We start from the raw sequence: 25,155 nt of genomic DNA, 5'->3' as shown, positions 1-25,155 counted from the left end.
CATCGTTGGTACAGATAAAGAACATAGACGAATTGTTAATCTGTAAGTTGAAACAAGTTTTGATGAAAATGTAGCAAATTAGATCAATTAGCCACTGATTTTAGACAATTTTAATCAAGCACGGGGTATAAAAATAATCCATAATATAACTGAATCCAACAATTAAAAAGGAGGCAGGTATGATGGAGTTGAGAGAAGTAGGGAACATTAAGCATAACCGTGGTTTTGAAATTGTGGTGGATGAGTTCTACAAAGAAGCACTGACAGCCATGGATGGGTTTAGTCACTTGATTGTCATTTGGTGGGCAGATCAGGTGGATAATGCTGATTTGTGGAAGGTTAAGACCATAGAAAAACCATATAAGCTAGGTCCAGATACCATGGGGGTGTTTTCAACGAGATCACCACTAAGACCTAACCCAATCTGTATAACCGTTGTTGATGTTACAGGCATTGATTATGAACGGGGGATCATATATACTTCATATATAGATGCAGAAGATGGAACGCCAGTCTTGGATATTAAGCCATATTATCCATGCTCTGATGTAGCTAGAGAGGCGAAACTTCCAGATTGGTGTGCCGGCTTGCCAACATGTATCGAAGAGTCTGCTGATTATGATTGGAGTCATTTTTTTAATTTCTAAGAGGGAAATTAATATGAATAATAGAGATTATATTTTACAATCGATACAAATAATGGAGAACAACCTCAGATCTAAAATATCAGTATTAGAGATATCTAGAGAACTGGGGTTTTCTTTCTATTACTATTCCAGACTGTTTAAATCTATCACTGGTTACTCACCTAAAGCATATATTTTAGCCAGAAAGATCACTGAATCAATAAAAGAACTTATTGACACGGAAAAACGGATTATAGATCTGGCAATTGATTTTGGTTTTGGGAGTTCTGAGGCGTATTCCAGGGCGTGTTTTAAAATTACAAACAAAAACCCATCAGACATTCGTAAAGAAGGTGGGATTGACAGACAATTGCTGACGCAGCCTATAACAGAGAGAGAATTGAAAAAGAATGAGAATGTCTTAGACTTAGACAAAGAACCAGAAAGAGTGTCTTTGGAGGAAATAAAATTGGTTGGGATTCCGTTTTACTATGATATATCAATGAAAAATGATCTGACAGAACAGTGGTCAATGTTAACAAGGAATCTTACAGCAATTCCCAACCTAAAAAAACCTTTAGCATTTTATCAGTTGCAATTTTGGTTCCCAGATCAAGATAATGACAGCATATATTTTTATGTTGCAGTAGCTGTCAACAAGCTTGAATTGGTTCCTATCCAATTGACAGCTAAAATCATTCCAGCCCAAACTTACTTTAAGTTTAGGCACAAAGGATTAGCCAATCAAGTTGGCCATACGTATCAGTACATATATGAAGAATGGTTGCCATCAACTGACAACAAACTGCCAGGACATTTCAACTTTGAGTTCTATGGCAAAGAGCATAAGGGGCCTAATAATGAAAACTCTGTCAGCGAGATATATATTCCCACAGATAATGTTTAAACTCCAAGATGAACCGCACTAATCAAAGTATTAAAGAATGTGATACTTGATGCGGTGGAAAAGCAAGGTCAAATTTTGTTAACATAATTTTGGTGTTTCAAATTAGTATGAATGCTGTCCCCCCTTTTGCCACTAGAGGAGGGAAATATAATGAACCCATAGAGTGAGACACACAAAAAGGAATTTAAGCTATACTGGGCTTATGAGAAAAAGAACCCATTATTCTGTGGAATTTAAAATCAAAGCAGTAGGAAGCCCACTGAGCTCTTTGGATAAGCACCTTTTTCTGCATTAACCCGTGGTTTTGCACTGAGCCTTGCAAAAAGAAAAGAAACACCTTATCTTTGCTGACAAAGTGTTTCTAGGAGGGAACTTGTCGCACCGCCATGGAAAAAGGACAGTGTCTTGAAATAAGGGACAGTTTTTGCTATTCAACATTCTGTTGTTTTTCTTTTTGTTTAGGTGTTCCATAAGCTCCTCTATAGTAATTATCATTCGGTTTAATCTCTAAAGAGCTCAACAGTCCATTATCTGAAAATCTTCGGGCTATCTTTTTTTTGTTTTTATTATCTTCCATTGGGTTTGTGGTTTGAATCAACCCGTCTACAATCGGTTCAAAATAATGGTAAGGAAATCCGATACCTAGTTCATTTTCAGACCATTGCCCCACACAACGGGTACCAGAACATAACATGGATATATTCAGAGAATTTGTTTCATAGGGATAGCTGGTGCATTCCTGACATATAGCACACATACCAGCCATTTTAATGTTTTTCAGCTGTCCAAAATGATAGGCATAACTCTGAACAATCCGCATGGCATTATAGGGAGATGTTACAAGAATCACCACATCCGGTTCTTCCTCCTGATAAGCATCAAGAGGCTTGATTTCAACCCCAGTACAACGATGTTGACAATACACCATATCCTTTGCCACCGACCGGCTGATACATAAGTTTTTATAAACACCTAACTGTTCATGCCTGCTTCCCGAAAGGGATTCCTCGCTAATTTCCGTAAATCCTAAGGCTCTTGAAGCAGCCACACAACTTGAGTTTTCCATATTCATTTTATAGTGAGAACCTTTTGATGCATTTTTGATAGCTGTACAGTAAGGCATCCCATTTTTGTGTTCAAAAGAAGTCGATTTTTCATAATCATTTTCTGTGAGTAAAAATTTTACACCTACAGGCTTTCTGCTGAAGGATAATAATGATTCAATTAAAACACAAGATTTATTTTCCACAGGTATCTTCCTTTTATTAATCAATGTATTCGTATAATCCACCGTAGTAGTCATCGGCAAAAGCTCTTATTTCCTCGCTTCTAAAAGCATCTACCAAATCTTTAGCCCATTGTGCATCTGCATTTTTTTCTTTGACAATGACTCCTTGAGGGTAGTTTTCAGGACGTTGGTCTCTGATAATATAATTGTCAAAATCTTTTCCGGCATTCTTCATATGACTAAAAAAAGCAACTACCGCATCCATATCTTGTAGCGAACGAACGGTTTGAGTCTGATCCATTTCTACAAAGTTCAAGCCCATCGGATTTTCTTCTATATCAAGCAACGTTGCTCGCTCAACATCTTCAGACAGTTTTATATAACCAGCATCACTAAAAACCCTCAAGCCTCTGTCCATATTCATTGCATCATTCATGATCGCAACAGATGCGCCCTCCGGCAGATTTTCTATGCTTTCATACCGTTCAGAAAAGACTCCCATACCCACGGCAAATACATGAGGTTCCATCATTACCAAATCCGCATCATTAGCTTTATTGAAGTTTTCCATAAAAGGTTTATGCACAAGAAACAATCCATCTACGCTTTCATCATTTGTGGCAACCATTGTATTCACATTGTTATCAAACATCTGATACGTCATCTGGTATCCTTTTTCTTCCATCACCGGTATGACGGCATCCACAAGGGCCTGGGTTGTTTCAGCACATGCAATTACAAGATTCAACGGTTCCTTTTCTACTGCTGACTCTTCAGTGGTAGCCTCTTCAACAGAAGCCTCTTCATTCGAAGATCCTGAACAGCCTGCCACCAAAATCATTAATAATAAAACAACAAGCATCATTCCTATTTTTTTCATCCTTGTAACTCCTTTACTTTTTAATTTTTCTATATATCAATTCTCCAATTCCTTGGATTATCAATACCATGACAAATAAAATAATGACAATCGCGTACATCATCACATCATCAAACCGCTGGTATCCATAAGTCAGGGCAACAGCCCCCAAACCTCCGGCTCCTACCGCTCCAGCCAGGGTCGTACTGGCCAGAAACAGGATGGTAGTGGTGGTCAGTCCAGCGACAATAGAAGGTAAGGCTTCCGAGAGTAACACCTTAAAAATAATCTGTGAATCAGAAGCACCAAAAGATTTTGCAGCTATAACCACGTTTCTGTCTACTTCTAGCATACTCATTTCAATATACCTGGCAATCACAGGAAAAGCGGCAATAGTAAGGGGGACAATAGCCGCTTTCTCTCCAACAGAAGTTCCTACGATAACCCTTGTTAAAGGAGAAATTGCAACGATTAATATAATTACCGGAAAAGATCGAATCATATTGATCGTAAAATCTAATACTCTGTAAACTTTCTTGTTTGGCTTAAGCCCATAAGGAGATGTTAAGACCAAGAAAACGGCAACAACGCTACCAATAATAAGTCCTAATATCATAGAGAAAAAAAGCATTCTTAGCGTAGCTAACAAAGCTGGCCAGATGACTTTTGGTAAATATTCTATCAGTCTTGTGTCTGCAAAGTTAAGAAACACCAATTTCAGCTCCTTTTCCACAGGTATTCACCAAAGTGTATTGAATCCCATTCGCTTCACAATAGGCCTGTGTCGCATCCACCTCATGGTTATGAACGCTGATATAAAGGTGCCCAAATCGGCTGTTTTTCGATTGCTCAATATTGGCTGATACAATGGAAAATTTGATTTGATTTTCAGAAGCCAGTTTCCACAAGAAGTTCTTATCAATATCAGTACTGCGTACCGCCAGCTTTATCACCGTTTGATTTTCCGGAACCTTGATTGACTCTTGTCCTACCAAGTCCTTCAGCGCTAAAGATTCTTTTAGAAATATGTTTTCTACCGTGTCCTCAGCCACAATGCTTCCTCTTGCAATAATAGCTACCTTATCACAGATGCTTTTCACCACGGACATCTCATGGGTTACCACCATAATGGTAATTCCCAACTCCGTATTGATATCAGCTAATAGCTTCAAGATCGAATCCGTTGTATTGGGATCAAGGGCAGACGTCGCTTCATCGCATAGAAGCACGCTGGGATTTAGGGATAAGGCTCTTGCGATGGCTACTCTTTGCTTTTGCCCTCCAGATAATTCGCTGGGCATGGAATTTTTTTTATCCAACAGTCCAACTAGATCCAGCAACGCTTCAGATCGGGTTTCAATTTCTTTTTTATCATACTTCCAGCACTCCATAGGCAGCGATACGTTTTCAACAACATTTCTTCGATGGAGAAGCGCAAAATCCTGAAAAATCATGCCTATTTTTTTCCTAAAGTTTCTCAGTTCTTTTTCCGTTATGGAAGCTAAATTAACACCCTCAACAATCAAATCTCCCGTATCAAATTTTTCCAATCCATTGACACATCGTAATAGCGTAGATTTACCTGCGCCACTTTGTCCAATAAGGCCATATATTTCCCCTTTTTCGATAGAGAGGTTAATTTTTTTCAGTATGTCACTATGGTGATAGGATTTGTATAAATTGTGTATCTGAATCATTTTCTATTCCCAACCTGTCAAAACAGTATTTTTAATATTCCTCATTATAGACGATCACAAAAGCGCCGTCTAATATGAATTATTGATACATCTATAGGGTTTGCCTATCTATCATTCCCAAGACTTCCTATAGCCCAGATCTCGAGGCTATACAATCCTTCCCACTCCCACCTCTTTCCAAAGAACTGCCTGACAATATGCCTAAATAGCTGAATAGCCTAATCATTCAACTATCTCGATAAAGACTATGCTACACTAAGCTTATCCGGAAATACTCATCATGACAGATCGCAGTTTCTTTTTGGCAAAGAAAATAAGGAGTAGGTAGTGCCGAAAGTATATTCGCAAAATTCTATTCACAAGAAGGAATGGAAAGGGAGTGAAAGGATGCATAAGAAACTGAAATGCTTGTTAGTCGTTTTCTTGTTAGTCATTTTAATGGTATTTTTGCATGGCTTTTCCGTGTATAGTCAACCACCGGTATCCGTCCTTGTCAATGGTGTACCAGTTAACTTCGATGTCAATCCCATCAACCTAGAAGGCAGAATTCTTGTTCCCCTACGAGGGATATTTGAGTCTTTGGGCGTAAGTCCTCAATGGGATGAGAAAACTCAAACAGTGACGGCACAAACAGAAAGCATTCAGGTAACGCTTCCTATCGGAAGTAAACATCCTACCGTCAATGGGCAGGTAGTGGAACTGGATGTAGCGGCGATGATCCTTGATGGAAGAACCATGGTACCGACCAGGTTTATTGCCGAAAGCCTTGGCGCTGCCGTTGATTGGGATGAAACCAGTCGTACCGTTGTCATTCGTGGATCATCAGTGGAAAAGACAGAAGATAGTATCCGTGACAAAGCATATATTCATGAAAAGATGGGATTTCACCTCACCATTCCATCCCACTGGGAAGGTCGATACCTTATCGAAGAAACAGAGGATTCCGTCTCCTTCTATAGCCAAAGTGTACGAAATGTAGAAGGCTTCCAATGGGGCGATGGTTGTTCACTATCTATCGAACAGAGGATACACTAGAAATTCGCGAACAAATCAAGGAAGGCATTACTCCTTCCGAAATCATTGCCGAATAACATGGATTTTTGTTTAAAAAGATAGACCCCTCCGATGTTCAGTTCCCTCAATGAAAATCAAAGGGTCACAGAGGAGTATTTTGCCTTGTATGACGAAACTTACCTTTTTACCGACAGTTTTGCTTTTCTTTCTTTTTATTTTCCTTCGTTCTGTCCAGCCAGTTCTGAAACCCTTAAAGCTTCTTTTTCAATTACTCCTTCATATTCCGTAGGAATTTTAACTGAGAGCATGTTAAAAACATGAAGAGACGGTTTTTTGCATGTTCATAGCTTTCTTATCACACCAAACCTGACTCCCGTCAATCTTTCTATCTGTCTTATGGAGAGCCTGTTTGTTGAAATTCTTTATTAGTTTGTTTCTATTGTCCTTATCGAAGTTTTGAACTTTACTGGTGTTGTCAATGCTTGCTGTTTATTTGATTATTTCTGCCGTTTCCAGGTCATTAACCCTGAATGAATCTTCATAGTCCAAGCAGTGATCACTATTCTCTTTTGTATAAAAGCTTTTAAATATTGATCTGGCTTGTTGCTGTCCTTCGAAAAAACACTTAAGGGAAACGCTGTTTCGCAAATGTCTTTTTCACGTATGTATTCCTTAGAGCTGCTCCATGGATAGGACTCGATGTTTTGATAATAAACAAATGCCTTCTTCGGCTGTGTTTCCGGTTATGTCAGTAGACGTATTTTGCGCCGATTCTTGGAAAGACAGTGCCCAGTTCCTCTCGTCCCTCTTTGATTAATAAGTGGATGTGGTTATTCATAAGTCAATACCCGAAGGACGAGTTGCCCCCCGTCCCACTGAGCCTCCCCACTGAGCCTCCCCACTGAGCCTCTTATCCTGATAATTTGCGAGCTACTTTGCTAACCCCTTCAGCGAAGAATACCAGCAGGAGATAGGCCATCAGAATCATGGTGATTTGAGAGTAGTGAAAGGAACTCATGCTGAGACGAAATTGTTTTCCAAGGCCTCCGGCGCCAATGAATCCTAAAATAATGGTGGTTCGAATGATTACTTCCCATCGATAGACTATGTAGGTCATAAAGCTTGGTAAAACCATGGGGAAAATTCCGTACAGCAGTTTCTGCCCATTGCTGGCGCCTGAAGCATGTAAATTTTGGATGGGTTGACTATCCAGATTTTCAATGACTTCGGAACAAAGTTTGCCCAAAACTCCATAATTATGGATGGCTAAGGCAATGACCCCAGGGATGACACCTGGTCGAAAAATGAGAATAATCATCATGGCCCAGATCAACTCCGGAACAGATCGGGTAAGGATGTATAGAAGACGTACGGCATAGAAGGCGAAACGTTGATACCATTTTGGATTGGCCAGAAGACTGCCATCGGAAATATTGCGAGCTCCATGGATTACGGTAATCAAAACGAAAAAAGAAGCCAGGCATATGGCCATAATGCTCATCACTAAAGTTTCCATGGATAACTGAAAAACAATCTTCCATTGCTCTCTGTCCATAAAAGCTGGGGTTTCCTCATGTATACCGGCAAGTTCTGCCAGAAAACGTTTCAAATAGGTGGCATTCTCCTCTGAGAAAAGCATCGACAGATTTCCGCCATCAACATAAAGAATATAATACCAGGAGTACAAAAGGAATAAGAAGGCAATAGAGGCAGAAATTGACATAAAACTTACTTTTTTTTTCATTCAATCAGCTTCTTTCTTATGGTGTTGCTCCAGGCATCCAGTAGGATTACCGCAATAATTAAGAGGTAAACAAAAGTCCAGGTTTTATTGAAATCAAAATCATACAAACTCATCTGGATTTGGAATCCAATACCGCCCAGCCCCACAAAACTCATGATGGTGGAAGAGCGCAGAGCGCACTCTAACCGATACAGGCTGTAGCTGATGAGCTGAGCTTTTGAAAGAGGAAGGTATCCATAAAGCAAGATTTGGAGTTTAGAAGCACCACAGCCTCTTAAATTTTCAACAATGGATCTGGGCACATCCTTGAGCATATCTGCATAGATACGTCCCAACATCCCTCCGTAGGGAATGGCCAGAGCAAAGATACCTGCAAAGGGGGTAAGTCCGATGGAAGCAACAAACAACCATGCCCACACCAGTTCATGAATGGCTCTCATGAAAGCCAAAAGCCCGGTGAAAAAAATAGATAGGAGATGGCCAGTCCGTCCCTTGAACAGAATACCAGAACTAAGGGTTCCCAATGTCATGCCCAGCATTATGGCTAAAGACATTCCGGTAAAAGCATAAACAGCAGTCTTTTTAAGGGCCTCCAACCCTGTCAGCAGAATAGAAATGGATACTTCAGGAAACACCATTGCTACAACCATTCGCTTTAAAAGATTGACGCCACCAGCGTGTATAACCCCAGAGCTAGTATCAATGGTAAGGACGCTGGCGACTAAGGCGGCAAGTATGCCGGCTGTTAATAAAAGTTTTCGGTGTTTCACTTATCCCACCTCAATTTGATACAATTCATCAAGCTGCTCTTGGCTCAGTTGTTCTGCTTTAAGGTCAAAATGAATACTCCCATTCCGAATCCCCACTACGCGGGTAAAATACTTCTTCGCGTATTCAACAGAATGAATGCTGGCTACCAAAGTTTTACGCTCTTCCTGCACCACGTCTCGGATCAGACTAAGAATGTCTTCTGCTCTGGCAGGGTCTAAGGAAGCCACAGGCTCGTCTGCCAGGATAATGTGGGAATTCTGCAGCAAAAGTCGGGCCAGCGCAACCCGTTGTTGTTCGCCTCCAGAAAGGTTTTTGGTTACTTCGTTGATTTTTTCCAGGATGCCTACCCGCTTTAAAGCCTGCTCTGCTTCGGATTTCTCCCTGGGAAAAACAAGGGAAATCATGGATTTAAGCAGGCCCCAATCCCCTAGTTTCCCAGCCAAAACGTTGTTAAGGACGTTTAGTTGTGGTACTAAGTCTAAGCTTTGTCGCATCATCCCGACTTTTTTGGCCAAATCACGATAATGGTACTGGTTAATTTTCTTTTCAAAAATAAACACTTCGCCACAATCCGGTGCAACAAAATTGGAGATGATGCGAAGAAGAGAGGTCTTGCCCCCTCCGCTGGGTCCTATGAAGGCTACACGTTCTCCTTCAAAAATGGTTAGGGAGAGGGAGGAAATAAGCTCCAACTCTCCATAACTTTTGGATAGATTTTTTAGCTGAACGACTGCTCTGCTCATGGTGGCCACTCCTTAATTCAGCAGCCCCAAATCTCTTCCAATGGTTTCGATCATGGAATAGTTTTCATTTTGGGTGGGGATGAACTGATGGGTATCGTAAAAAGCAAGAATATCTGCTGCCAGATCACTGTTGGTATCTTCGTGCATGGTTAATAAAATGTCTTTCATTTCCGCCTTTATATCATAACCAAACTGATCTTGTAAAACAGCTTCGCTATTAATCGTCCAGTTGTAATTGTAATAATCGTCAGAGATATAGAAGGCTTCTATTTTATCTAAATCAGCTTCACCAGATTCCACCATCATCTCCCATAGAGATTCATTGAGGACGCCGGCATCAAAAGCACCGGATTCCACCAACGCATAAGTCCGATCATGGGATCCGGAATAATTCGGCCCTCCATCAAAATCGTCTTCTGGAATGATGCCCGCTTCATTTAAGAAATACCGTGGCATCAAATGGCCAGACGTGGAAGATTCGCTTCCAAAGGTAAATGTCTTCCCGGCTAAGTCTTCCAGCCCATTGAGATTCAAGTCTTTCTGGGCAATGTAAACACAGTGAAACGCAGCATCCAAAGGACGCTGGACAATGGATGCTGCTTCTGGCACACGATTTCGAGCCTGAACAGAGGTAAGGCCGCCGAACCAAGCCATGTGAATTTCACCTCGTTCAAAGGCCGTTACCAGTGCTGCATAGTCCTGAGACGGTATGTATTCAACGTCTACACCAGATTTTTCTGTCAGGTACTCGGCCATTTTTTTCATGTTTTCATTCAGTTCTGCAGCGGATTGATCTGGAATAGCTCCAATCCTAAAAGGTGAATCGGTTCCATTGCCTTCGGTGGTCGTGCTTGTGTTTGAGCATGCCAAAAGGCTAATAGACAGGCAGCATAGCAAAGCAAATACGAATAAACGCTTCATGGTCATCTCTCCTTAAAAGAATATCAATTTTTATATCTTGTACAGTATATAAAACCTTCGTGGACCAGTCCAATAAAGGTTTTGTATTGGGCCATTGAATATATCGATACATTTATATGGGTGGATGAATTGTGTGCCGCATCAACTAAAAATTGCAATCAAAATAAAGGATGGAGCAAGTTTACTAAGGATTATAGATCTGGCAATTGATTTTGGTTTTGGGAGTTCTGAGGCGTACTCCAGGTCATTAACCCTGAATGAATCTAATGGAAACGCTGTTTCACAAACGTCTTTTTCACTTATGTACTCCTTGTATCTGCTCCATGGATAAAGCTCGATGTTTTGATAATAAATAGATGCCTTCTTCGGCTGTATTTCCGGTTATGCCAGTAGACGTATTTTGTGCCGATTCTTGGAAAGACAGTGCCCAGTTCCTTTCGTCCCTCTTTGATTAATAAGTGGATGTGGTGATTCATAAGTCAATACTCGTAGGACGAGTTGCCCCGTCCCTAAACACAAAAGAACCGTCCCCTCGTGTTGCCAAAGAACCGTCCCCTCGTGTTGCCCTCGTGTTGCTGCACCCACTGATGGAGTGACAACGGATATAGGGTCTTATCCAGATGGTCGTTATCGTGGAGTGTTCAGCGATGGAGGGGATCAGCAGGTAGGGATCCAGTTTTACCTCGAAGATGGAAACTTTACTGATTTAAGCTTCCGAAGACTGAGCTATGCAAATATCGATTTTATGGATATAAACGAGGATGAAGACATGTATCCAGTTCTATTGCAACATCATCAGGTATTGGAATACCTAGAAGGTCAGCCACTCGAGGCCGTCTTTGATCTTTATGAACCTGGAGAATTTGTAGAAGATATCGATACCTACAGTGGTGCTACACTCCGTGCAAATAAAGTACTTTCGGCGATTCGTGACGGATTAAATCGCGGAATTTATTAAACGGAATAAAGTAAAGAAAGGGCTATTCACACTATTTAGCCACATAAAACATCACCTCCTATCACAACAGGAGGTGATGTTTTGTTTTTACTTATAAATGAATGATATCCACCAACAATAACAACGCAAGGCTGCCCAATGCGACAGGGAGTCGGATTACTGCATATTGCTGAAAACACAACATCAACCTTAAGGAGAAACATATGCTCCACACAGAGGGAGGAAACATGTGGAAACGCAACTGGACAGGATAGCAAAAGTAGCAAAGGAAAATCCTAAAGAAAAATTCACGTCATTAATACACCTGATCAACGAGGAAAACCTGATCAAATGCCAAAAAAACATGAGCACCGGAAAATCATCCGGAGTAGACGAAGTGACGAAAGAACAATACAGCGAACAACTGGCGGAGAATGTTGAAGATCTACACAGACGAGTTGCCCCCGTCCCACTGAGCCCACAGGCATGAAAAAACTCATTCCTAAGAATGAGTTACTATAAAAGATTTAAGAATTCATCAAGTGGTATATCAGCTTGCTCTAAAATACTTTGTAAGGTCCCTTTTGCAATTTCATCATGCATAGGTATAATTACTACTCTTGTAGGAATACCTAACTTCTTATATTTTGCATGGCTTCCTTTTTGAGAAACTTTACGAAAATCAATTTTTTCTAAAGCTTTAATAATTTTATTAGGTGATAATATAGGATATTTAGACCCCATTATAATCCAATCTCCATGGTAGTCAAGAAAGTAGGGACATTAATATTTTGGGGGGGAGTATCTTCATAATACAGTTCAAGGGCTTCTCGCAAATTACTAATTGACTCTTCAATCGTTTTACCTTGCGAAGCAACATTATTTTCAATACATTTAGCAACATACCAGTTATCTTCTTTTTGAACAAGGACAGTAACTTTAATACTCATAATAAGGCACCTCACTTTAAAGGTTTAATTATTCATATTATATCATAATGGGTTTAGAAATATACATATTTTAATGTTAGGGTCAATTTATTGAACATCATCTAACAAGCCATTCCCACAAGGGGAGGCTCCTGATGAGTATCCCCTTGTGGGATGACTGCACTTCAGAAGAAAGAAGAACCTTTGATCATTAGTGACAATCGGATACAGCATCGATGGTTCGCCATTTAGTTGTTTCTTCAAACTGCCATTGATCCGGGCGAGTGACCCCATAAATAACTCGACTATGGCCAATAGCATAGCCAATAATACTGCCGAGAGTAGCAGGAACACCTAGTTGTAGACCTACCATTTCGATCAGCATGATGGCAGCCGCTACAGGAACATTGGCAACACTGGCTAGACTGGCAGCCATACCGGCAATTACCAAAGAAGCATTAAGACCGGCATCGGCAACTAAAATCGAAGAAAGCAAATTACCAGTAATGGCACCAAGAAATAAAGAAGGAATTACTAATCCTGCACTACCGCCAGACGCTACGGTGAAAGAAGTGGCTAACATTTTTCCTACTAATAGAAAGCATAAGAAAGCGATGGGAAAACTTCCGTTAATCATACCTTGAATCATAGCAGTTCCAGTTCCTCCAACGTCAGGCAAATAAAAAAGAAGGATTCCTGTTAAAATGCCGCTAAGAATAGGATGTGCGCCTTTACGGGGTAGTTTTGCAAATAATTTTTGGATAGAGCCAAAGAAGGTCATAAATAAAAGAGAAACTACTCCAGCCAGTATACCTGTATGAATAAACTAGTGGACATTCGTCACATCTGGTGAATAGGAAGGTGCATAGAAAAGCGAAGTGGATTCGGCAAATACACCACTTAAGGGAAACACTGTTTCACTTATGTACTCCTTGTATCTGCTCCATGGATAAAGCTCAATGTTTTGATAATAAATAGATGCCTTCTTCGGCTGTATTTCCGGTTATGCTAGTAGACGTATTTTGCGCCGATTCTTGGAAAGACAGTGCCCAGTTCCTCTCGTCCCTCTTTGATTAATAAGTGGATGAGGTGATTCATAAGGCAATACCCGAAGGACGAGTTGCTCCCGTCCCCACTGATCTATCTCCCATTCCCTGAGGAAAGTACAGAGCAAAAAACAGTCGATTGTTATATAGCCCGGGGATATGTTCTTGCTTGAACACTGAGCCTCCGGCTAAATGAAGGATGAGTTTCCTCCGTCCCGAACTGACCCGATGAGCTCCTGTCTTTTAATTACGTTAGGTTACTGATGCATTTAGCGTAGTATGTAAACAGAGACACGAGGGGACGGTTCTTTAGAGACACGAGGGGACGGTTCTTTTGTGCGTGTTCATAGTTTTCTTATCACACCAAAACTGACTCCCGTCAATCTTTCTAGCTGTCTTATGGATAGCCCCTTTTTTTTGAAATCTTTTATTAGTTTGTTTCTATTGTCCTTATCGAAGTTTTGAACTTTGCTGGTGTTGTCAATGTTTGCTGTCTTTTTTATTATTTCTGCCGCCTCCAGGTCATTAACTCTAAAGGATTCTTCGTAGTCCATGCAGCGGTCATGATTCTCTTTTGCATGAAAGCTTTTGAATGATGACACAGCCTTTTTGCTGTCCTTGGCGAAAATGCTTAGTGGCCATTCTGTTTCACAAATGTCTTTTTCTCTTATGTACTCCTGGTAGCTGCTCCATGGATATTTTTCGATGTTTTTTTCAATCCCTGCTTTAAGGGGATTTTGATGGATGTACCGCAGCACGGTTAATAAATACCCATCGTCTTCGACGACTTCACTCTTGTACCGATCTTGAAATAAGTGGCCTCTTCGGCTATATTTCCAGTTGTACCAGTAGACATATTTCGCTCCGATTCTTCGAAAAACTGTGCCCAGATCTTCATGCCCCTCTTTTATTAATAAATGGATGTGGTTCTTCATAAGGCAGTAGCCGTAGATTTCGTAACCACTTACTTCTCTGTACTCTTTTATGGTTTCCAACAGTTTTGTGAAATCTTCATGATCTTCAAAAATAATTTGGCCGTTGATTCCTCTTAACATGACATGGTATATTCCTGTGCGACTTCTCTTTCGTTCTCTTCTCGGCACATGATCACCTCTCTCCTGTTCATTTTAGCATGAAACAGAAATTGAGACAACACAAAAGAACCGTCCCTTTGTGTCTTGCATGAAACAGAAATTGAGACAACACAAAAGAACCGTCCCTTTGTGTCTTGCAAAAGAACCGTCCCTTTGTGTCTTGGCGTCCTTTGGAGTAAAGTCTTGTTTACAAATATACTTAATCAGCGTACAATATGAGTATACCTGTACCAGGGGGGGGTGATAGGCATGAATTACCTAGAAAAAATAGAAAAATTAATTAAAAAGCAAAATGGTACAATTTTAAGTGCAGATCTTGATAGATATGGGATACCACGAAAATATCTTCAAAGATTGATTAATGGAGGTAGGCTAGAAAGGTGTGATCGTGGCGTATATGTAGCGGTTGATGCTATTGAGGATGAAATGTTTGCTATGCAGAAAAAATATTCGCAATTAATTTACTCCCATGAGACAGCACTTTATATGCATGATCTATCAGATCGAACACCATTCGAGTATTCGGCTACGGTTCCTAGTGGGTATAAGGTTGTTTCAAATGTTGCAGATAGATTTAAAATATACTATGTTAAAAAAGAATTACATGAACTTGGCGTTATATCACTTAAAAGCTCATTCGGTAATCAGGTTAGAGTTTATAACATTGAAAGAACGATTTGTGACATTATTAAAAGCAGAAGCAGAGTAGATATTCAAATCCTAAATGAAGCATTGAGACGGTACGTTAAAATAAAATCGTCTGACTATTCATTATTAATGGATTATGCGAAAAAACTCAACATAGAAACGGTACTTAAAAATTATTTGGAGGTGATACTGTGAGTGAAAAAGCGATGAGCTTAAAAGCAAAAATCAGAAATCTAGCCAGAAAAAAAGATATGTCAGCTCAAGTAGTGCTTCAAAACTATATGTTTGAACGATTTCTTGAGCGTCTTTCCAAGTCGGCTTATAGGGATAAGTTTATTCTAAAAGGTGGCATATTGATTGCAGCTCTTGTGGGAATAGACAATAGAGCGACTATGGACATGGATGCAACAATCAAGCACTATCCAATCGATAACGATTCCATTAGCAAAGCAATTAAAGAAATCTGTAATATTTCAATAGATGATGAAGTAACTTTTACATTTAATAGTGTTGATGCCATTAGAGATGATGATGCCTATGGCGGTTATCGAGTGGGTATTGTTTCAGAATACGATACCATTATTACACCAATGCAGATAGATATTACAACTGGTGATGTCATTACACCTAAAGAAGTCTTATATCTATTCAAAATGATTTTTGAAGAAGGAAGTATTGGCGTGTGGGCATACAACATCGAAACTGTCTTAGCAGAAAAAATAGAAACCATTTTGAGAAGGGGAGAGTTGAATACAAGACCAAGAGATTTTTATGATGTTTATATTTTGACAAGAACTCAGAGTTTTGATCTTTTAGTTTTTAAAGAGGCCCTTAAATCAACAGCAGCTCATAGAGAAACTTCTCATATTTTAAATGATACTAGTAAAAGAATCGATGAAATTGAAAACAGTGAAATCCTAAAAAAAAGATGGATCAAGTATACTAAGGATTATAGGTATGCCGAAGATATCGAGTACAGTAGTATCATAGATGCTTTCAGAGCACTGGTTTAAACAATGTTATCTGAATACAACATTGGTACAAATATACTTATAACGAGATAGATGTAAGTATATTTGTAAAACAATTCGTCTTCTAAAATCAAGTTAAAAGCTGAGAAGGCTTTTTTTATTAAAGCGCTACGACGCTACGAGACGGTTCTTTTGTGCATGTTCGTAGCTTTCTTATCACACCAAAACTGATTCCCGTCAATCTTTCTATCTGTCTTATGGAGAGCCCCTTTTTTGAAATCCTTTATTAGTTTGTTTCTATTGTCCTTATCGAAGATTTGAACTTTGCTGGTGTTGTCAATGTTTGCTGTCTTTTTTATTATTTCTGCCGCTTCCAGGTCATTAACTCTAAAGGATTCTTCGTAGTCCATGCAGCGGTCATGATTCCCTTTTGCATGAAAGCTTCTGAATGATGACACAGCCTTTTTGCTGTCCTTGGCGAAAATGCTTAGTGGCCATTCTATTTCACAAATGTCTTTTTCTCTTATGTACTCCTGGTAGCTGCTCCATGGATATTTTTCGATGTTTTTTTCAATCCCTGCTTTAAGGGGATTTTGGTGGATGTACCGCAGCACGGTCAATAAATAGCCGTCTTCTTCGATCACTTCGCTTTTATACTGGTCCTGAAACAAGTGCCCTCTTCGGCTGTATTTCCAGTTGTACCAGTAGACGTATTTTGCGCCGGTTCTTCTAAAGATAGTGCCCAGTTCTTCTCGTCCCTCTTTTATTAATAAATGGATGTGATTCCTCATAAGGCAGTAGCCGTAGATTTCGTAACCACTTACTTCTCTGTACTCTTTTATGGTTTCCAACAGTTTTGTGAAATCTTCATGATCTTCAAAAATAATTTGGCCGTTGATTCCTCTTAACATGACATGGTATATTCCTGTACGGCTTTTCTTTCGCTCTCTTCTTGGCAAAATGATCACCTCTTGTTCATCTTAGCATGAATCAAAGGGCAAGCAAACACAATAGAACCGTCCCCTTGTGTGTAGATGAATCAAAGGGCAAGCAAACACAATAGAACCGTCCCCTTGTGTGTAGGTAGGTGGGTTCTATTGTACGCTTACTTTATTTTCGTTTCTAGTCACAGCATCTTTGTGGATAGGTCTTTATTTATATGTATTTAGATTTATTGGAAAACAAGAATCAAAGCCACAAACATAATCTATACCAAAACAGAGGAAATCAGATATTGGAGGTGATAGCGTGACTAAACATGTAAGACTGTACATTTTGTTAGCGGTTTTATTTTTACCGCCACTTCTTTTGTTTATTCCTATAGGATTTTTTATTATGTTACTGCTTGTTCCACTCATTCCATACTTAATTTCGATGGAAGTAATTGAAAAACTGAGAGATCGTTTATTTTCATTTTTTTTCGTCGAAAAGGAGAACAAAGAAGATAATGTTAAAGAAGATAATGTTAAAGAAGCAAGTGAAAAATCAGAAGAAAATACAGAAGTGTTGAAATGGTCGTCATGGATAGATCGCTACGGACTAATAGTAGCAATTATCGTGTCGATAGCGATCATAATCCGATGGGATGGATGGGCGATGGCGCTTGGTCAAATCGCTTTTATATTTTTGAGTGGTTTTGGAGTAATTACTCTAAAAAAACCAAAGAAATAAAGAACTTTTAATGGTTGATGGTGGAAGTTGGTTGAGAGATTTTACAATGGGAACAGAAGCTAGCTTAGGTGAAATACAAGGGAAGTATACAGAAAAATAAACAACTTAAAAAATTTACAGTATAACAACGTAATAACAGATCGTTTACCAAGAATGAATAATACGCAAAATAAATCAGCGAAATCATTGCCGAATAACATGGGTTTTTGTTTAAAAAGATAGACCCCTCCGATGTTCAGTTCCCTCATGAAAATCAAAGGGTCACAGAGGAGTATTTTGCCTTGTATGACGAAACTTACCTTTTTACCGACAATTTTGCTTTTCTTTCTTTTTACTTTCCTTCGTCCTGTCCAGTCAGTTCTGAAACCCTTAAAGCTTCTTTTTCAATTACTCCTTCATATTCCGTAGAAATTTTAACTGAGAGCTTGTTTAAAACATGAAGAGACGGTTCTTTTGTGCATGTTCATAGCTTTCTTATCACACCAAACCTGACTCCCGTCAATCTTTCTATCTGTCTTATGGAGAGCCTGTTTGTTGAAATTCTTTATTAGTTTGTTTCTATTGTCCTTATCGAAGTTTTGAACTTTACTGGTGTTGTCAATGCTTGCTGTTTATTTGATTATTTCTGCCGTTTCCAGGTCATTAACCCTGAATGAATCTTCATAGTCCAAGCAGTGATCACTATTCTCTTTTGTATAAAAGCTTTTAAATATTGATCTGGCTTGTTGCTGTCCTTCGAAAAAACACTTAAGGGAAACGCTGTTTCGCAAATGTCTTTTTCACGTATGTATTCCTTAGAGCTGCTCCATGGATAGGACTCGATGTTTTGATAATAAACAAATGCCTTCTTCGGCTGTGTTTCCGGTTATGTCAGTAGACGTATTTTGCGCCGATTCTTGGAAAGACAGTGCCCAGTTCCTCTCGTCCCTCTTTGATTAATAAGTGGATGTGGTTATTCATAAGTCAATACCCGAAGGACGAGTTGCCCCCCGTCCCACTGAGTGTCTCGTACCACTGAGCGTCTTATATTCAGTATCTTCAATTATGTTTAGGTAATTAACATACATATACTGGTTGGATAAGTCAGGAATTTGGCAAAAAAGCTTCATATTATTGTTGAATGATTTCTACCACGCTATAATATAGTTAATTAGAGGCCTCTAATTCAGAGAGGTTTATATATAAAATACTATGGAAAAATAACAGAGCGGGAAATGTATCAATGAATGTTCAAAAGAACTTTAAAAAAATAGTGGTCTCTACTGTGGTGGTAAGCATGTTGGTAGCTTCCGTTAGTGTTGTTAGTGCAAATACTGCAACTAAGGTAGAAACTGTTAAATCTGAAAAAGTGGTTGAAACCACAAGTGATATACAGCCAAATTCTATTGGTGTTATTAAAGCAGTAGCTATTTTGTAGGAGGAGCTTATCTCGGAGACATGGCCACAACAGTAATTGATGGAGTGATAGTAGAAGTAACAGGACAACCTAAAGAAGATTGGGCTTCAGACGCAGCTGATTACATTGTAGGTATGCAATATCGATCAGAAGTAACACTACCAGATTGGATGTTAGATCCATCAACACCTTGGTCTTTAGATCCAGAAATTCATAGTGAAGGTGAGTGATACAATTATGTTAAAGGGCAGGTATATATTTATATTAGGTTTTTTAACTGGAATCCTAATGAATATTATAAGATCTATTATGAGTAATTAGATGATTTACTTTGTTCTCGTAAGCAATCCATCAAGTCAAGTTCAACTCAACACAATGAAAATTCTGTTAACTAGAAACCCCTTGGATTGAATCCAAGGGGTTTTATTATGCTGTAAAACTACTTTTTAGGAATTTATAGTTCATAAAAGTATAGAATGCTACATTTTTCTAGAAGGACGAGTTGCCCCCGTCCCCACTGAGCCCCGTCCCCACTGAGCCTCGTCCTCACTGAGCCTCTTTCTATCTTCGTGGCTCTTATCAGAAAAAGTGATTATAGTTAATATCTATACAACCTTGTGTTTCCATAGAAATGTTTAATTATAATTTTGAAAACAAACATGATACTATAATATTTGCGTGTAAATTAGGCCTTTTCAGTTGGGGAATGATCATTAATGAATGAAAGAATAAAAAACTTATATGAGGGAAAAAGTATTGACAGAGTTCCATTTTTTTCTAACGGAACAATCTATAGCGGAATAATGGCAGGCATTAAATCTCGAGATTTCTACTTAAATCAGAAATTATCCTATGAAGTACAAAAACAAACCCTAGCCTTGTTTCATTGTGATAGCCAACCTTCCTTTGATTTTCCTGGTTATATAGGGAGTGTATTTAAGGGAGAAATTACTTTTGTCGATGATCCCTATATCGGTATCCCCAAACTACGACCCTTTGTGAAAAAACAAGAGGACATAGATAAAATAATTCTTCCAGATCTTAGAAAGGACCCGATGATTCTACAGAAATTTGAGTTTCTTGAGTTTTTGGATGTTAATGATTTAACGATTCCTATTAGCATGGGATCTCCGCTAGAAGTTGCCGGAAATATATGTGAAGCATCTTTACTTCTTCGCTTATTTCGAAAGAACACCCAAAAACTAGAACAAATCTTAAGAATTGCTACGGACTTTATAAAGACATTAGGGGATCTTACCATCGAAAGGTTCGGAGCTAAGAAATGCTCAGCGGTACTCAATACTCCATTAGAATCATTAATATCCTTTAAACAGTTAGAAAAACAAGTATTACCCTTTGTTTACGAGATTTATCAACATTTCGAGAAAAAAGGGGTAAGTAATTACTCTTTTCATTTATGTGGCGGACAAAATGATAAACTTGAATATTATAAAGAGATGAACTTCCCTAGCAAAACCTTTGTTAGTCTTGATGAGAAAATTGATTTTCAAAGGGCTTCTACCTTATTTGGAGAAGATTATATCCTCGGTGGAAATATATCTACGGAAATCCTCGTCAGCGGAAGTTCTAAAGAGGTCTACAATGCATCAAAAAACCTGATCCTACATCAAAAGCATAGAAAGGGTGGCTTTGTCTTGATGCCTTCATGTACCTTGCCTCCACTTACTCCACCCTTAAATGTATTTGCCATGTACAAAGCTTGTGAAGACCATGGTAAGTATTAATAAAAATTTTCCGTAAAAGAGGTTGTTAAAATGGATTTGAAGGAAAAACTTCGTGTTTTACCCGATGCGCTCGGTCTAAAAAGAAAAGTGGTGGGGGTAAGAATCTTTAAAAGACAAGAGGAATATGAACAGTCAAAGAGTCGGGAGTTAACCCATAAGATTACTTACTGTTATATGGTGAAATTAGGTTCATACGGAAGGCGCTTTAAAGCAAATCTTTCTCATTTTCATTGTGAAGGTGCTTCGAAGGCTCTGGGTATGATAAATGCAAATGAAAAGGTTATATCCGGTGAAATTTATGAATCCTTAGGACTATATGCTAATCGAAAAGTTGCAAAGAAAGCACAAGAAGATACGGTGTATTTGGATCAAAATAATTATGGTGTGGAAATTTTCCCTTTAGAGGATTATCCCAATACACCCTATGATATTGCAATAATGATAGACAATTCCTATGTGATTATGCGAATAATCCAAGGTTACTCATATAATGAAGGGATCCATAAAGAAATTCGTTTAGGTGGGAATCAAGGAATATGCTCTGAAGTTACAGCCTTTCCCTACGCTAAACAAGATATTAATATATCACTTCTATGCTCCGGCACTAGATTCTTTTCAAGATGGAGCGACGAGGATCTCGCTATCGGTATTCCATATCATAAGATGAATAGCGTAGTCGATGGAATATTGAAGACCATTAATCCTACGGAACCAGACTCTAAGAAAAAAAACATTATAAAAAAATTGGAAGAAAAACATGTTGATCTTAGTATTACCATGAATAGTAGCTACTACAAGTAGCGTAGATAAGGAGGGTGGCTTTGTTTGATTTTATCCTAAGAAATTCAGATAGTATTTCCGTTTATGCGTATAACCACTTTTCTTTATCGATTTCTGCCATTATTATTTCCTTGATTCTATGGATCCCATTGGGAATTTTAATGGCAAAGAACGAAAAAATAGCCTCGATCGTGAACATGATAAGCAATATTCTCTATTGCATACCATCAATTGCCATGTTTGCAATTTTGATCACGATTCCCTTTTTAGGCCTAGGAAGGTTATCTGCAATTATTGCTCTTATTCTATATTCGATGATGCCGATGACAACAAGTGTATACACCGGGATTGTAAATGTAGATAGGTCTTTAATAGAAGCCGTTAAGGGTATGGGTATGGATTCGAAAGATATCTTGCTCCAAGTGGAACTACCCCTTGCGGTCCCATCAATGTTCTCCGGCTTTCGCCTAATATCGATTATGATTATTAGTACTGCAACGTTAGCCACCTATATCGGAGAAAGAAACCTAGGAAGACTGATTTCTCAAGGTCTATCAAGAAGCGATATGGATATGGTGCTAACCGGGGCTTTGTTAGTTTCTGTGATTGCAATCCTACTGGATTATTTATTTTTATTAATAGAAAATAAATTAAGCGGACATGAGCCCAAGGGGGTGGAGTAATCCTATGATATGCTTTGAAAATGTGACCAAAACTTATGGTGCTGAAAAGAACTCTGCTATTAACAATTTTAATTTGTTGATTGACAAGGGGAAAATTACGGTCTTCTTGGGAAGCTCCGGCTGTGGAAAATCCACAACCCTCAGACTAATCAATCGCATGATTGATGCCAACAGTGGAAGGATCACCATAGAGGGTAAGGACATAAAAGAATTGGATGCCGTTGAACTACGCAGAAATATTGGCTATGTAATACAGGATATCGGCCTTCTTCCCAATAAAACCGTCGAAGAAAACATTGCCATTGTGCCAAAGCTCAAAAAATGGAGTCCAGAAAAGATTGCCAAAAGAGTAAAAGAACTGATTATAATGATTGGTCTTGATCCACAAACAGAAGGAAAAAAATATCCAAGACAGCTAAGCGGAGGACAGATGCAAAGAGTTGGTGTAGCCAGAGCCTTGGCAGCAAACCCACCTATTGTATTAATGGACGAACCTTTTGGTGCTGTTGATCCTATGGCAAGGGCCAGACTTCAAGAGGATTTATTAGAGATACAAAGAAAAGAGCAAAAGACCATTTGTTTTGTTACCCATGATATTGACGAAGCAATGAAGCTGGGAGATAAAATTGCGGTTTTCCATCAGGGTAAAATTATCCAATGTGATGATTCGATTACTACATTCATGAAACCTAAAAATGATTACGTAAAAGAATACATGGGCAAGACAAGGACACTCGATGCATTGAAAATCATCAAATTAGGTGACTTAATTGAACCGTCAACAATAAGCTTTAAGAATGCCGATCCTACAGATAAGCTAAAGCTTAATAAAAAAAGCAGTGTATACTTAGCCTTAGCACAATTAATGGATCAATCAAAAACAATAGTGTCCATTACGGGCAATCATTCTGAAGTTCTAGGGGAAATTTCCTATCTGGACATTATAAAGTATTATAATAAGGAGTTTTAATATGGATAGTGTTAGATTACTAAGAGCGTTAACGGAAATCGCTCCCCGCCACTTTCTTATACATGTAGGTTTAGTATGGTCCTCTCTTGCCATTGCAATAATCATAGGGATACCCTTAGGGATTATGTTGAGCCGAAAGGGCAATCGATATTTTTTTGCCCTTATACTGCACGTGCTAACTATTCTTCAAACGATACCGGGCTTTGCTTTTGTGGCATTATCCATACCATTACTTGGGTTCGGGTATCGTCCCACCATGATTGTGTTGGTATTTCAAGCAGTTCTTCCAATTCTGAAGGGTACGATTGTCGGTATCAAAAATATTGATCCTCGGATTAAAGAATCTGCAATAGGTATGGGGATGAGGCCTTTGGGAGTCCTGTTAGAAGTGGAGTTGCCCCTTTCAACGCCCTATATCTTTAATGGCATAAAAACTTCGTCAACCTATGTTGTTAGTATTGCAACCTTAGCAGGTTTTATTGGAGCCGGGGGACTGGGTGTTTTAATATCTAGTGGTTTAGCTATGTTATACCCCGAGTATCTACTTATTGGAGCAGGTTTATCTGCCATTATTGCGCTGGGTATGATCTATCTTGTTACCCTTTGTGAAAATAAAATTATGTTCAGAGTGTTTGGAGAGACAAAAAAATATAATAACAATGGAGGAGATCAAGTGAAAAAAAGAGTATTTGCTATAATGTTAAGTATGTTAGTTTTAGTGGCATTTGTAGGTTGTTCAAATACCACGGAAGGGGATTACAAAGGAGAAATCACCATCGGTTCAAAAACCTTTACCGAAAGTCTTGTATTAGGGAGTGTAATGGTCCAGTATTTAGAAGGATTGGGCTATCAGGTTACTGATCAAACAGGCTTAGGGGAAACAGCGATTATTAGAACCGCTTTAACTTCAGGAGAAATTGATCTATACTTTGAGTATACTGGTACCGGCTTAATGCAATTTATGAATCATGAAGCTGTTTTTGATGAGGCTTTAGCCTATGAACTCATAAGTGAATGGGATAAAGAAAATGGTATAACATGGTTGCCATATTCACCTGCCAATAACACCTACGTTATGGTGGTTACACCGGAGCTTGCCAAGGAACATGACTTGAAAAATGTTAGTGATCTTGCCAGAGCCTATAATGAAGGTCATAGTATTACCTTGGTTACGGCTGCAGAGTCTTACGAAAGACCAGATATGATGCCAAGACTAATGGAGGCATACGACTTTACTGTACCAAATCAAAATCGCTTGAATATCGAACTAGGATTATTCTATGAAGCATTAAGAAATGACGAAGCACAGGTTACTACCGGTTTTGCTACAGACGGCATCATTGAAAGAGAAGGGTATATCCCATTAGAAGACGATAAAAATGCCTTTGCAGTATATAACATAACCCCGGTAGTAAGAACAGAGATCCTTGAAGAGTACCCTGAACTTTCTTCTGAACTGGCAACATTAACAGAGTTATTAACTAATGAGGCAGTAATGAATTTGAATGCAAAAGTAGATATTGAAGGTATAAGTGTGGAGGATGCAGCGAAAGAATTTTTAGATGAACATACTTTATTATAGATAATATTCATTTACTGTTCTACCACTCATCCATCTGAAAAACAGTGATAACCCATAATGGTAAAGAAAACCGCTTATCTTCCAGAGATAAGCGGTTAATATTTTTTACAACCCTGAATGAATCTTCCTAGTTCAAGCAGTGATCACTATTCTCTTTTGCATGAAAGCTTTTAAATATTGATCTGGCTTTTTC

At 38.8% G+C, this 25,155-nt stretch carries 28 protein-coding genes; 15 read left to right on the top strand and 13 right to left on the bottom strand.

Annotation, left to right across the window (positions count from 1 at the left end):
* Window positions 1–179 precede the first annotated feature (179 nt).
* Window positions 180–647, top strand: coding sequence for an SAM-dependent methyltransferase (locus ACZ47N_RS06235; RefSeq protein ID WP_464888273.1), 468 nt, complete (start codon window positions 180–182; stop codon window positions 645–647).
* Window positions 648–660: 13 nt separating this feature from the next.
* Window positions 661–1,533 (top strand): AraC family transcriptional regulator, encoded by an 873-nt coding sequence (locus ACZ47N_RS06230; RefSeq protein WP_464888272.1) that lies wholly within the window; start codon window positions 661–663, stop codon window positions 1,531–1,533.
* Window positions 1,534–1,960: 427 nt separating this feature from the next.
* Here the strand turns inward: ACZ47N_RS06230 and ACZ47N_RS06225 are convergent, their stop codons facing one another.
* Genes ACZ47N_RS06225 through ACZ47N_RS06210 form a run of 4 tightly spaced genes read right to left on the bottom strand, consistent with a single transcriptional unit; the run spans window position 1,961 to window position 5,317 of the window.
* A complete protein-coding gene (locus tag ACZ47N_RS06225; protein WP_464888271.1) occupies window positions 1,961–2,782 on the bottom strand; it encodes a DUF169 domain-containing protein in 822 nt (273 codons plus the stop codon).
* 16 nt (window positions 2,783–2,798) lie between these two features.
* Window positions 2,799–3,641 carry a MetQ/NlpA family ABC transporter substrate-binding protein gene (locus ACZ47N_RS06220; RefSeq protein WP_464888270.1) on the bottom strand — a complete coding sequence of 281 codons (843 nt, stop codon included), beginning with the start codon at window positions 3,639–3,641 and terminating at the stop codon, window positions 2,799–2,801.
* A 13-nt stretch (window positions 3,642–3,654) separates the two neighbouring features.
* A complete protein-coding gene (locus tag ACZ47N_RS06215) occupies window positions 3,655–4,332 on the bottom strand; it encodes a methionine ABC transporter permease (protein WP_093312245.1) in 678 nt (225 codons plus the stop codon).
* Window positions 4,322–5,317: a methionine ABC transporter ATP-binding protein gene (locus ACZ47N_RS06210; protein WP_464888269.1), complete on the bottom strand. Its 996-nt coding sequence runs from the start codon at window positions 5,315–5,317 to the stop codon at window positions 4,322–4,324. Before ACZ47N_RS06210 ends, ACZ47N_RS06215 begins: the two co-directional genes overlap by 11 nt.
* A 387-nt stretch (window positions 5,318–5,704) precedes the next feature.
* Here ACZ47N_RS06210 and ACZ47N_RS06205 point away from each other — a divergent pair, with 387 nt between their 5' ends.
* Window positions 5,705–6,352 carry a copper amine oxidase N-terminal domain-containing protein gene (locus ACZ47N_RS06205; RefSeq protein ID WP_464888268.1) on the top strand — a complete coding sequence of 216 codons (648 nt, stop codon included), beginning with the start codon at window positions 5,705–5,707 and terminating at the stop codon, window positions 6,350–6,352.
* A gap of 889 nt (window positions 6,353–7,241) precedes the next feature.
* On the opposite strand, the gene ACZ47N_RS06200 is transcribed toward ACZ47N_RS06205, so the two are convergent.
* From ACZ47N_RS06200 to ACZ47N_RS06185, 4 genes are read right to left on the bottom strand one after another with little or no spacing between them, the layout of a single operon-like run.
* On the bottom strand, window positions 7,242–8,075 hold the full coding sequence (locus tag ACZ47N_RS06200) for a PhnE/PtxC family ABC transporter permease (protein ID WP_464888267.1): 834 nt from the start codon (window positions 8,073–8,075) through the stop codon (window positions 7,242–7,244).
* On the bottom strand, window positions 8,072–8,845 hold the full coding sequence (locus ACZ47N_RS06195) for a PhnE/PtxC family ABC transporter permease (RefSeq protein ID WP_464888266.1): 774 nt from the start codon (window positions 8,843–8,845) through the stop codon (window positions 8,072–8,074). Before ACZ47N_RS06195 ends, ACZ47N_RS06200 begins: the two co-directional genes overlap by 4 nt.
* Window positions 8,846–9,589 (bottom strand): phosphonate ABC transporter ATP-binding protein, encoded by a 744-nt coding sequence (locus ACZ47N_RS06190; protein ID WP_464888265.1) that lies wholly within the window; start codon window positions 9,587–9,589, stop codon window positions 8,846–8,848.
* 12 nt (window positions 9,590–9,601) lie between these two features.
* Window positions 9,602–10,510, bottom strand: a complete 909-nt coding sequence (locus tag ACZ47N_RS06185; RefSeq protein ID WP_464888264.1) for a putative selenate ABC transporter substrate-binding protein — start codon at window positions 10,508–10,510, stop codon at window positions 9,602–9,604.
* Between the two features lie 592 nt (window positions 10,511–11,102).
* Here ACZ47N_RS06185 and ACZ47N_RS06180 point away from each other — a divergent pair.
* Both ACZ47N_RS06180 and ACZ47N_RS06175 read left to right on the top strand, forming a co-directional pair.
* Window positions 11,103–11,468, top strand: a complete 366-nt coding sequence (locus ACZ47N_RS06180; protein ID WP_464888263.1) for a hypothetical protein — start codon at window positions 11,103–11,105, stop codon at window positions 11,466–11,468.
* Window positions 11,469–11,697: 229 nt separating this feature from the next.
* Window positions 11,698–11,937, top strand: coding sequence for a hypothetical protein (locus ACZ47N_RS06175; RefSeq protein ID WP_464888262.1), 240 nt, complete (start codon window positions 11,698–11,700; stop codon window positions 11,935–11,937).
* Window positions 11,938–11,963: 26 nt separating this feature from the next.
* On the opposite strand, the gene ACZ47N_RS06170 is transcribed toward ACZ47N_RS06175, so the two are convergent.
* The 4 genes from ACZ47N_RS06170 to ACZ47N_RS06155 all read right to left on the bottom strand — a co-directional run bounded on the left by ACZ47N_RS06170 (window position 11,964) and on the right by ACZ47N_RS06155 (window position 14,525).
* The gene (locus tag ACZ47N_RS06170; protein WP_464888261.1) at window positions 11,964–12,191 is read right to left on the bottom strand and encodes a type II toxin-antitoxin system HicA family toxin; all 228 of its coding nucleotides are present in this window, start codon (window positions 12,189–12,191) and stop codon (window positions 11,964–11,966) included.
* Window positions 12,191–12,397 (bottom strand): type II toxin-antitoxin system HicB family antitoxin, encoded by a 207-nt coding sequence (locus tag ACZ47N_RS06165; RefSeq protein WP_464888260.1) that lies wholly within the window; start codon window positions 12,395–12,397, stop codon window positions 12,191–12,193. The genes ACZ47N_RS06170 and ACZ47N_RS06165 overlap by 1 nt, the downstream gene beginning before the upstream one ends.
* A gap of 190 nt (window positions 12,398–12,587) precedes the next feature.
* Window positions 12,588–13,157 carry a chloride channel protein gene (locus ACZ47N_RS06160; RefSeq protein ID WP_464888259.1) on the bottom strand — a complete coding sequence of 190 codons (570 nt, stop codon included), beginning with the start codon at window positions 13,155–13,157 and terminating at the stop codon, window positions 12,588–12,590.
* A gap of 609 nt (window positions 13,158–13,766) precedes the next feature.
* A complete protein-coding gene (locus ACZ47N_RS06155; protein ID WP_464888258.1) occupies window positions 13,767–14,525 on the bottom strand; it encodes a transposase in 759 nt (252 codons plus the stop codon).
* 240 nt (window positions 14,526–14,765) lie between these two features.
* Here ACZ47N_RS06155 and ACZ47N_RS06150 point away from each other — a divergent pair, with 240 nt between their 5' ends.
* Both ACZ47N_RS06150 and ACZ47N_RS06145 read left to right on the top strand, forming a co-directional pair.
* Window positions 14,766–15,359: a type IV toxin-antitoxin system AbiEi family antitoxin domain-containing protein gene (locus ACZ47N_RS06150; RefSeq protein ID WP_464888257.1), complete on the top strand. Its 594-nt coding sequence runs from the start codon at window positions 14,766–14,768 to the stop codon at window positions 15,357–15,359.
* The gene (locus ACZ47N_RS06145) at window positions 15,356–16,177 is read left to right on the top strand and encodes a nucleotidyl transferase AbiEii/AbiGii toxin family protein (RefSeq protein ID WP_464888256.1); all 822 of its coding nucleotides are present in this window, start codon (window positions 15,356–15,358) and stop codon (window positions 16,175–16,177) included. The genes ACZ47N_RS06150 and ACZ47N_RS06145 overlap by 4 nt, the downstream gene beginning before the upstream one ends.
* A gap of 134 nt (window positions 16,178–16,311) precedes the next feature.
* Here the strand turns inward: ACZ47N_RS06145 and ACZ47N_RS06140 are convergent, their stop codons facing one another.
* Complete coding sequence (locus ACZ47N_RS06140; RefSeq protein WP_464888255.1) at window positions 16,312–17,094, bottom strand: transposase; 783 nt, start codon at window positions 17,092–17,094, stop codon at window positions 16,312–16,314.
* 289 nt (window positions 17,095–17,383) lie between these two features.
* On the opposite strand from ACZ47N_RS06140, the gene ACZ47N_RS06135 reads away from it, so the two are divergent.
* The 8 genes from ACZ47N_RS06135 (at window position 17,384) to ACZ47N_RS06100 (ending at window position 24,962) form a co-directional block, all read left to right on the top strand.
* The gene (locus ACZ47N_RS06135) at window positions 17,384–17,806 is read left to right on the top strand and encodes a hypothetical protein (protein ID WP_464888254.1); all 423 of its coding nucleotides are present in this window, start codon (window positions 17,384–17,386) and stop codon (window positions 17,804–17,806) included.
* 1,222 nt (window positions 17,807–19,028) lie between these two features.
* The gene (locus ACZ47N_RS06130; RefSeq protein ID WP_464888253.1) at window positions 19,029–19,223 is read left to right on the top strand and encodes a hypothetical protein; all 195 of its coding nucleotides are present in this window, start codon (window positions 19,029–19,031) and stop codon (window positions 19,221–19,223) included.
* 20 nt (window positions 19,224–19,243) lie between these two features.
* Window positions 19,244–19,432 carry a hypothetical protein gene (locus tag ACZ47N_RS06125; RefSeq protein WP_464888252.1) on the top strand — a complete coding sequence of 63 codons (189 nt, stop codon included), beginning with the start codon at window positions 19,244–19,246 and terminating at the stop codon, window positions 19,430–19,432.
* 486 nt (window positions 19,433–19,918) lie between these two features.
* On the top strand, window positions 19,919–20,947 hold the full coding sequence (locus ACZ47N_RS06120) for a uroporphyrinogen decarboxylase family protein (RefSeq protein ID WP_464888251.1): 1,029 nt from the start codon (window positions 19,919–19,921) through the stop codon (window positions 20,945–20,947).
* 30 nt (window positions 20,948–20,977) lie between these two features.
* Window positions 20,978–21,748, top strand: coding sequence for a DUF169 domain-containing protein (locus ACZ47N_RS06115; protein WP_464888250.1), 771 nt, complete (start codon window positions 20,978–20,980; stop codon window positions 21,746–21,748).
* Window positions 21,749–21,768: 20 nt separating this feature from the next.
* On the top strand, window positions 21,769–22,410 hold the full coding sequence (locus ACZ47N_RS06110) for an ABC transporter permease (protein WP_464888249.1): 642 nt from the start codon (window positions 21,769–21,771) through the stop codon (window positions 22,408–22,410).
* A 4-nt stretch (window positions 22,411–22,414) separates the two neighbouring features.
* Window positions 22,415–23,380, top strand: coding sequence for an ABC transporter ATP-binding protein (locus ACZ47N_RS06105; protein WP_464888248.1), 966 nt, complete (start codon window positions 22,415–22,417; stop codon window positions 23,378–23,380).
* A gap of 1 nt (window position 23,381) precedes the next feature.
* Entirely contained in the window at window positions 23,382–24,962 is a 1,581-nt protein-coding gene (locus ACZ47N_RS06100) for a glycine betaine ABC transporter substrate-binding protein (protein ID WP_464888247.1), read from the top strand.
* Window positions 24,963–25,155 lie beyond the last annotated feature (193 nt).

The sequence above is a fragment of the Tindallia texcoconensis genome (genome assembly GCF_055383815.1).
The sequence above is the reverse complement of the archived record's forward strand: the minus strand, read 5'-3'. Positions and strand labels throughout refer to the sequence as shown.

Coding starts and splice junctions, on each gene's coding strand:
- ACZ47N_RS06150 (WP_464888257.1), top strand. CDS start 14,766: ATGAATTACCTAGAAAAAATAGAAAAATTAATTAAAAAGCAAAATGGT.
- ACZ47N_RS06165 (WP_464888260.1), bottom strand. CDS start 12,397: ATGAGTATTAAAGTTACTGTCCTTGTTCAAAAAGAAGATAACTGGTAT.
- ACZ47N_RS06100 (WP_464888247.1), top strand. CDS start 23,382: ATGGATAGTGTTAGATTACTAAGAGCGTTAACGGAAATCGCTCCCCGC.
- ACZ47N_RS06190 (WP_464888265.1), bottom strand. CDS start 9,589: ATGAGCAGAGCAGTCGTTCAGCTAAAAAATCTATCCAAAAGTTATGGA.
- ACZ47N_RS06105 (WP_464888248.1), top strand. CDS start 22,415: ATGATATGCTTTGAAAATGTGACCAAAACTTATGGTGCTGAAAAGAAC.
- ACZ47N_RS06235 (WP_464888273.1), top strand. CDS start 180: ATGATGGAGTTGAGAGAAGTAGGGAACATTAAGCATAACCGTGGTTTT.
- ACZ47N_RS06120 (WP_464888251.1), top strand. CDS start 19,919: ATGAATGAAAGAATAAAAAACTTATATGAGGGAAAAAGTATTGACAGA.
- ACZ47N_RS06170 (WP_464888261.1), bottom strand. CDS start 12,191: ATGGGGTCTAAATATCCTATATTATCACCTAATAAAATTATTAAAGCT.
- ACZ47N_RS06210 (WP_464888269.1), bottom strand. CDS start 5,317: ATGATTCAGATACACAATTTATACAAATCCTATCACCATAGTGACATA.
- ACZ47N_RS06125 (WP_464888252.1), top strand. CDS start 19,244: ATGGCCACAACAGTAATTGATGGAGTGATAGTAGAAGTAACAGGACAA.
- ACZ47N_RS06230 (WP_464888272.1), top strand. CDS start 661: ATGAATAATAGAGATTATATTTTACAATCGATACAAATAATGGAGAAC.
- ACZ47N_RS06115 (WP_464888250.1), top strand. CDS start 20,978: ATGGATTTGAAGGAAAAACTTCGTGTTTTACCCGATGCGCTCGGTCTA.
- ACZ47N_RS06205 (WP_464888268.1), top strand. CDS start 5,705: ATGCATAAGAAACTGAAATGCTTGTTAGTCGTTTTCTTGTTAGTCATT.
- ACZ47N_RS06200 (WP_464888267.1), bottom strand. CDS start 8,075: ATGAAAAAAAAAGTAAGTTTTATGTCAATTTCTGCCTCTATTGCCTTC.
- ACZ47N_RS06185 (WP_464888264.1), bottom strand. CDS start 10,510: ATGAAGCGTTTATTCGTATTTGCTTTGCTATGCTGCCTGTCTATTAGC.
- ACZ47N_RS06130 (WP_464888253.1), top strand. CDS start 19,029: ATGAATGTTCAAAAGAACTTTAAAAAAATAGTGGTCTCTACTGTGGTG.
- ACZ47N_RS06220 (WP_464888270.1), bottom strand. CDS start 3,641: ATGAAAAAAATAGGAATGATGCTTGTTGTTTTATTATTAATGATTTTG.
- ACZ47N_RS06160 (WP_464888259.1), bottom strand. CDS start 13,157: ATGACCTTCTTTGGCTCTATCCAAAAATTATTTGCAAAACTACCCCGT.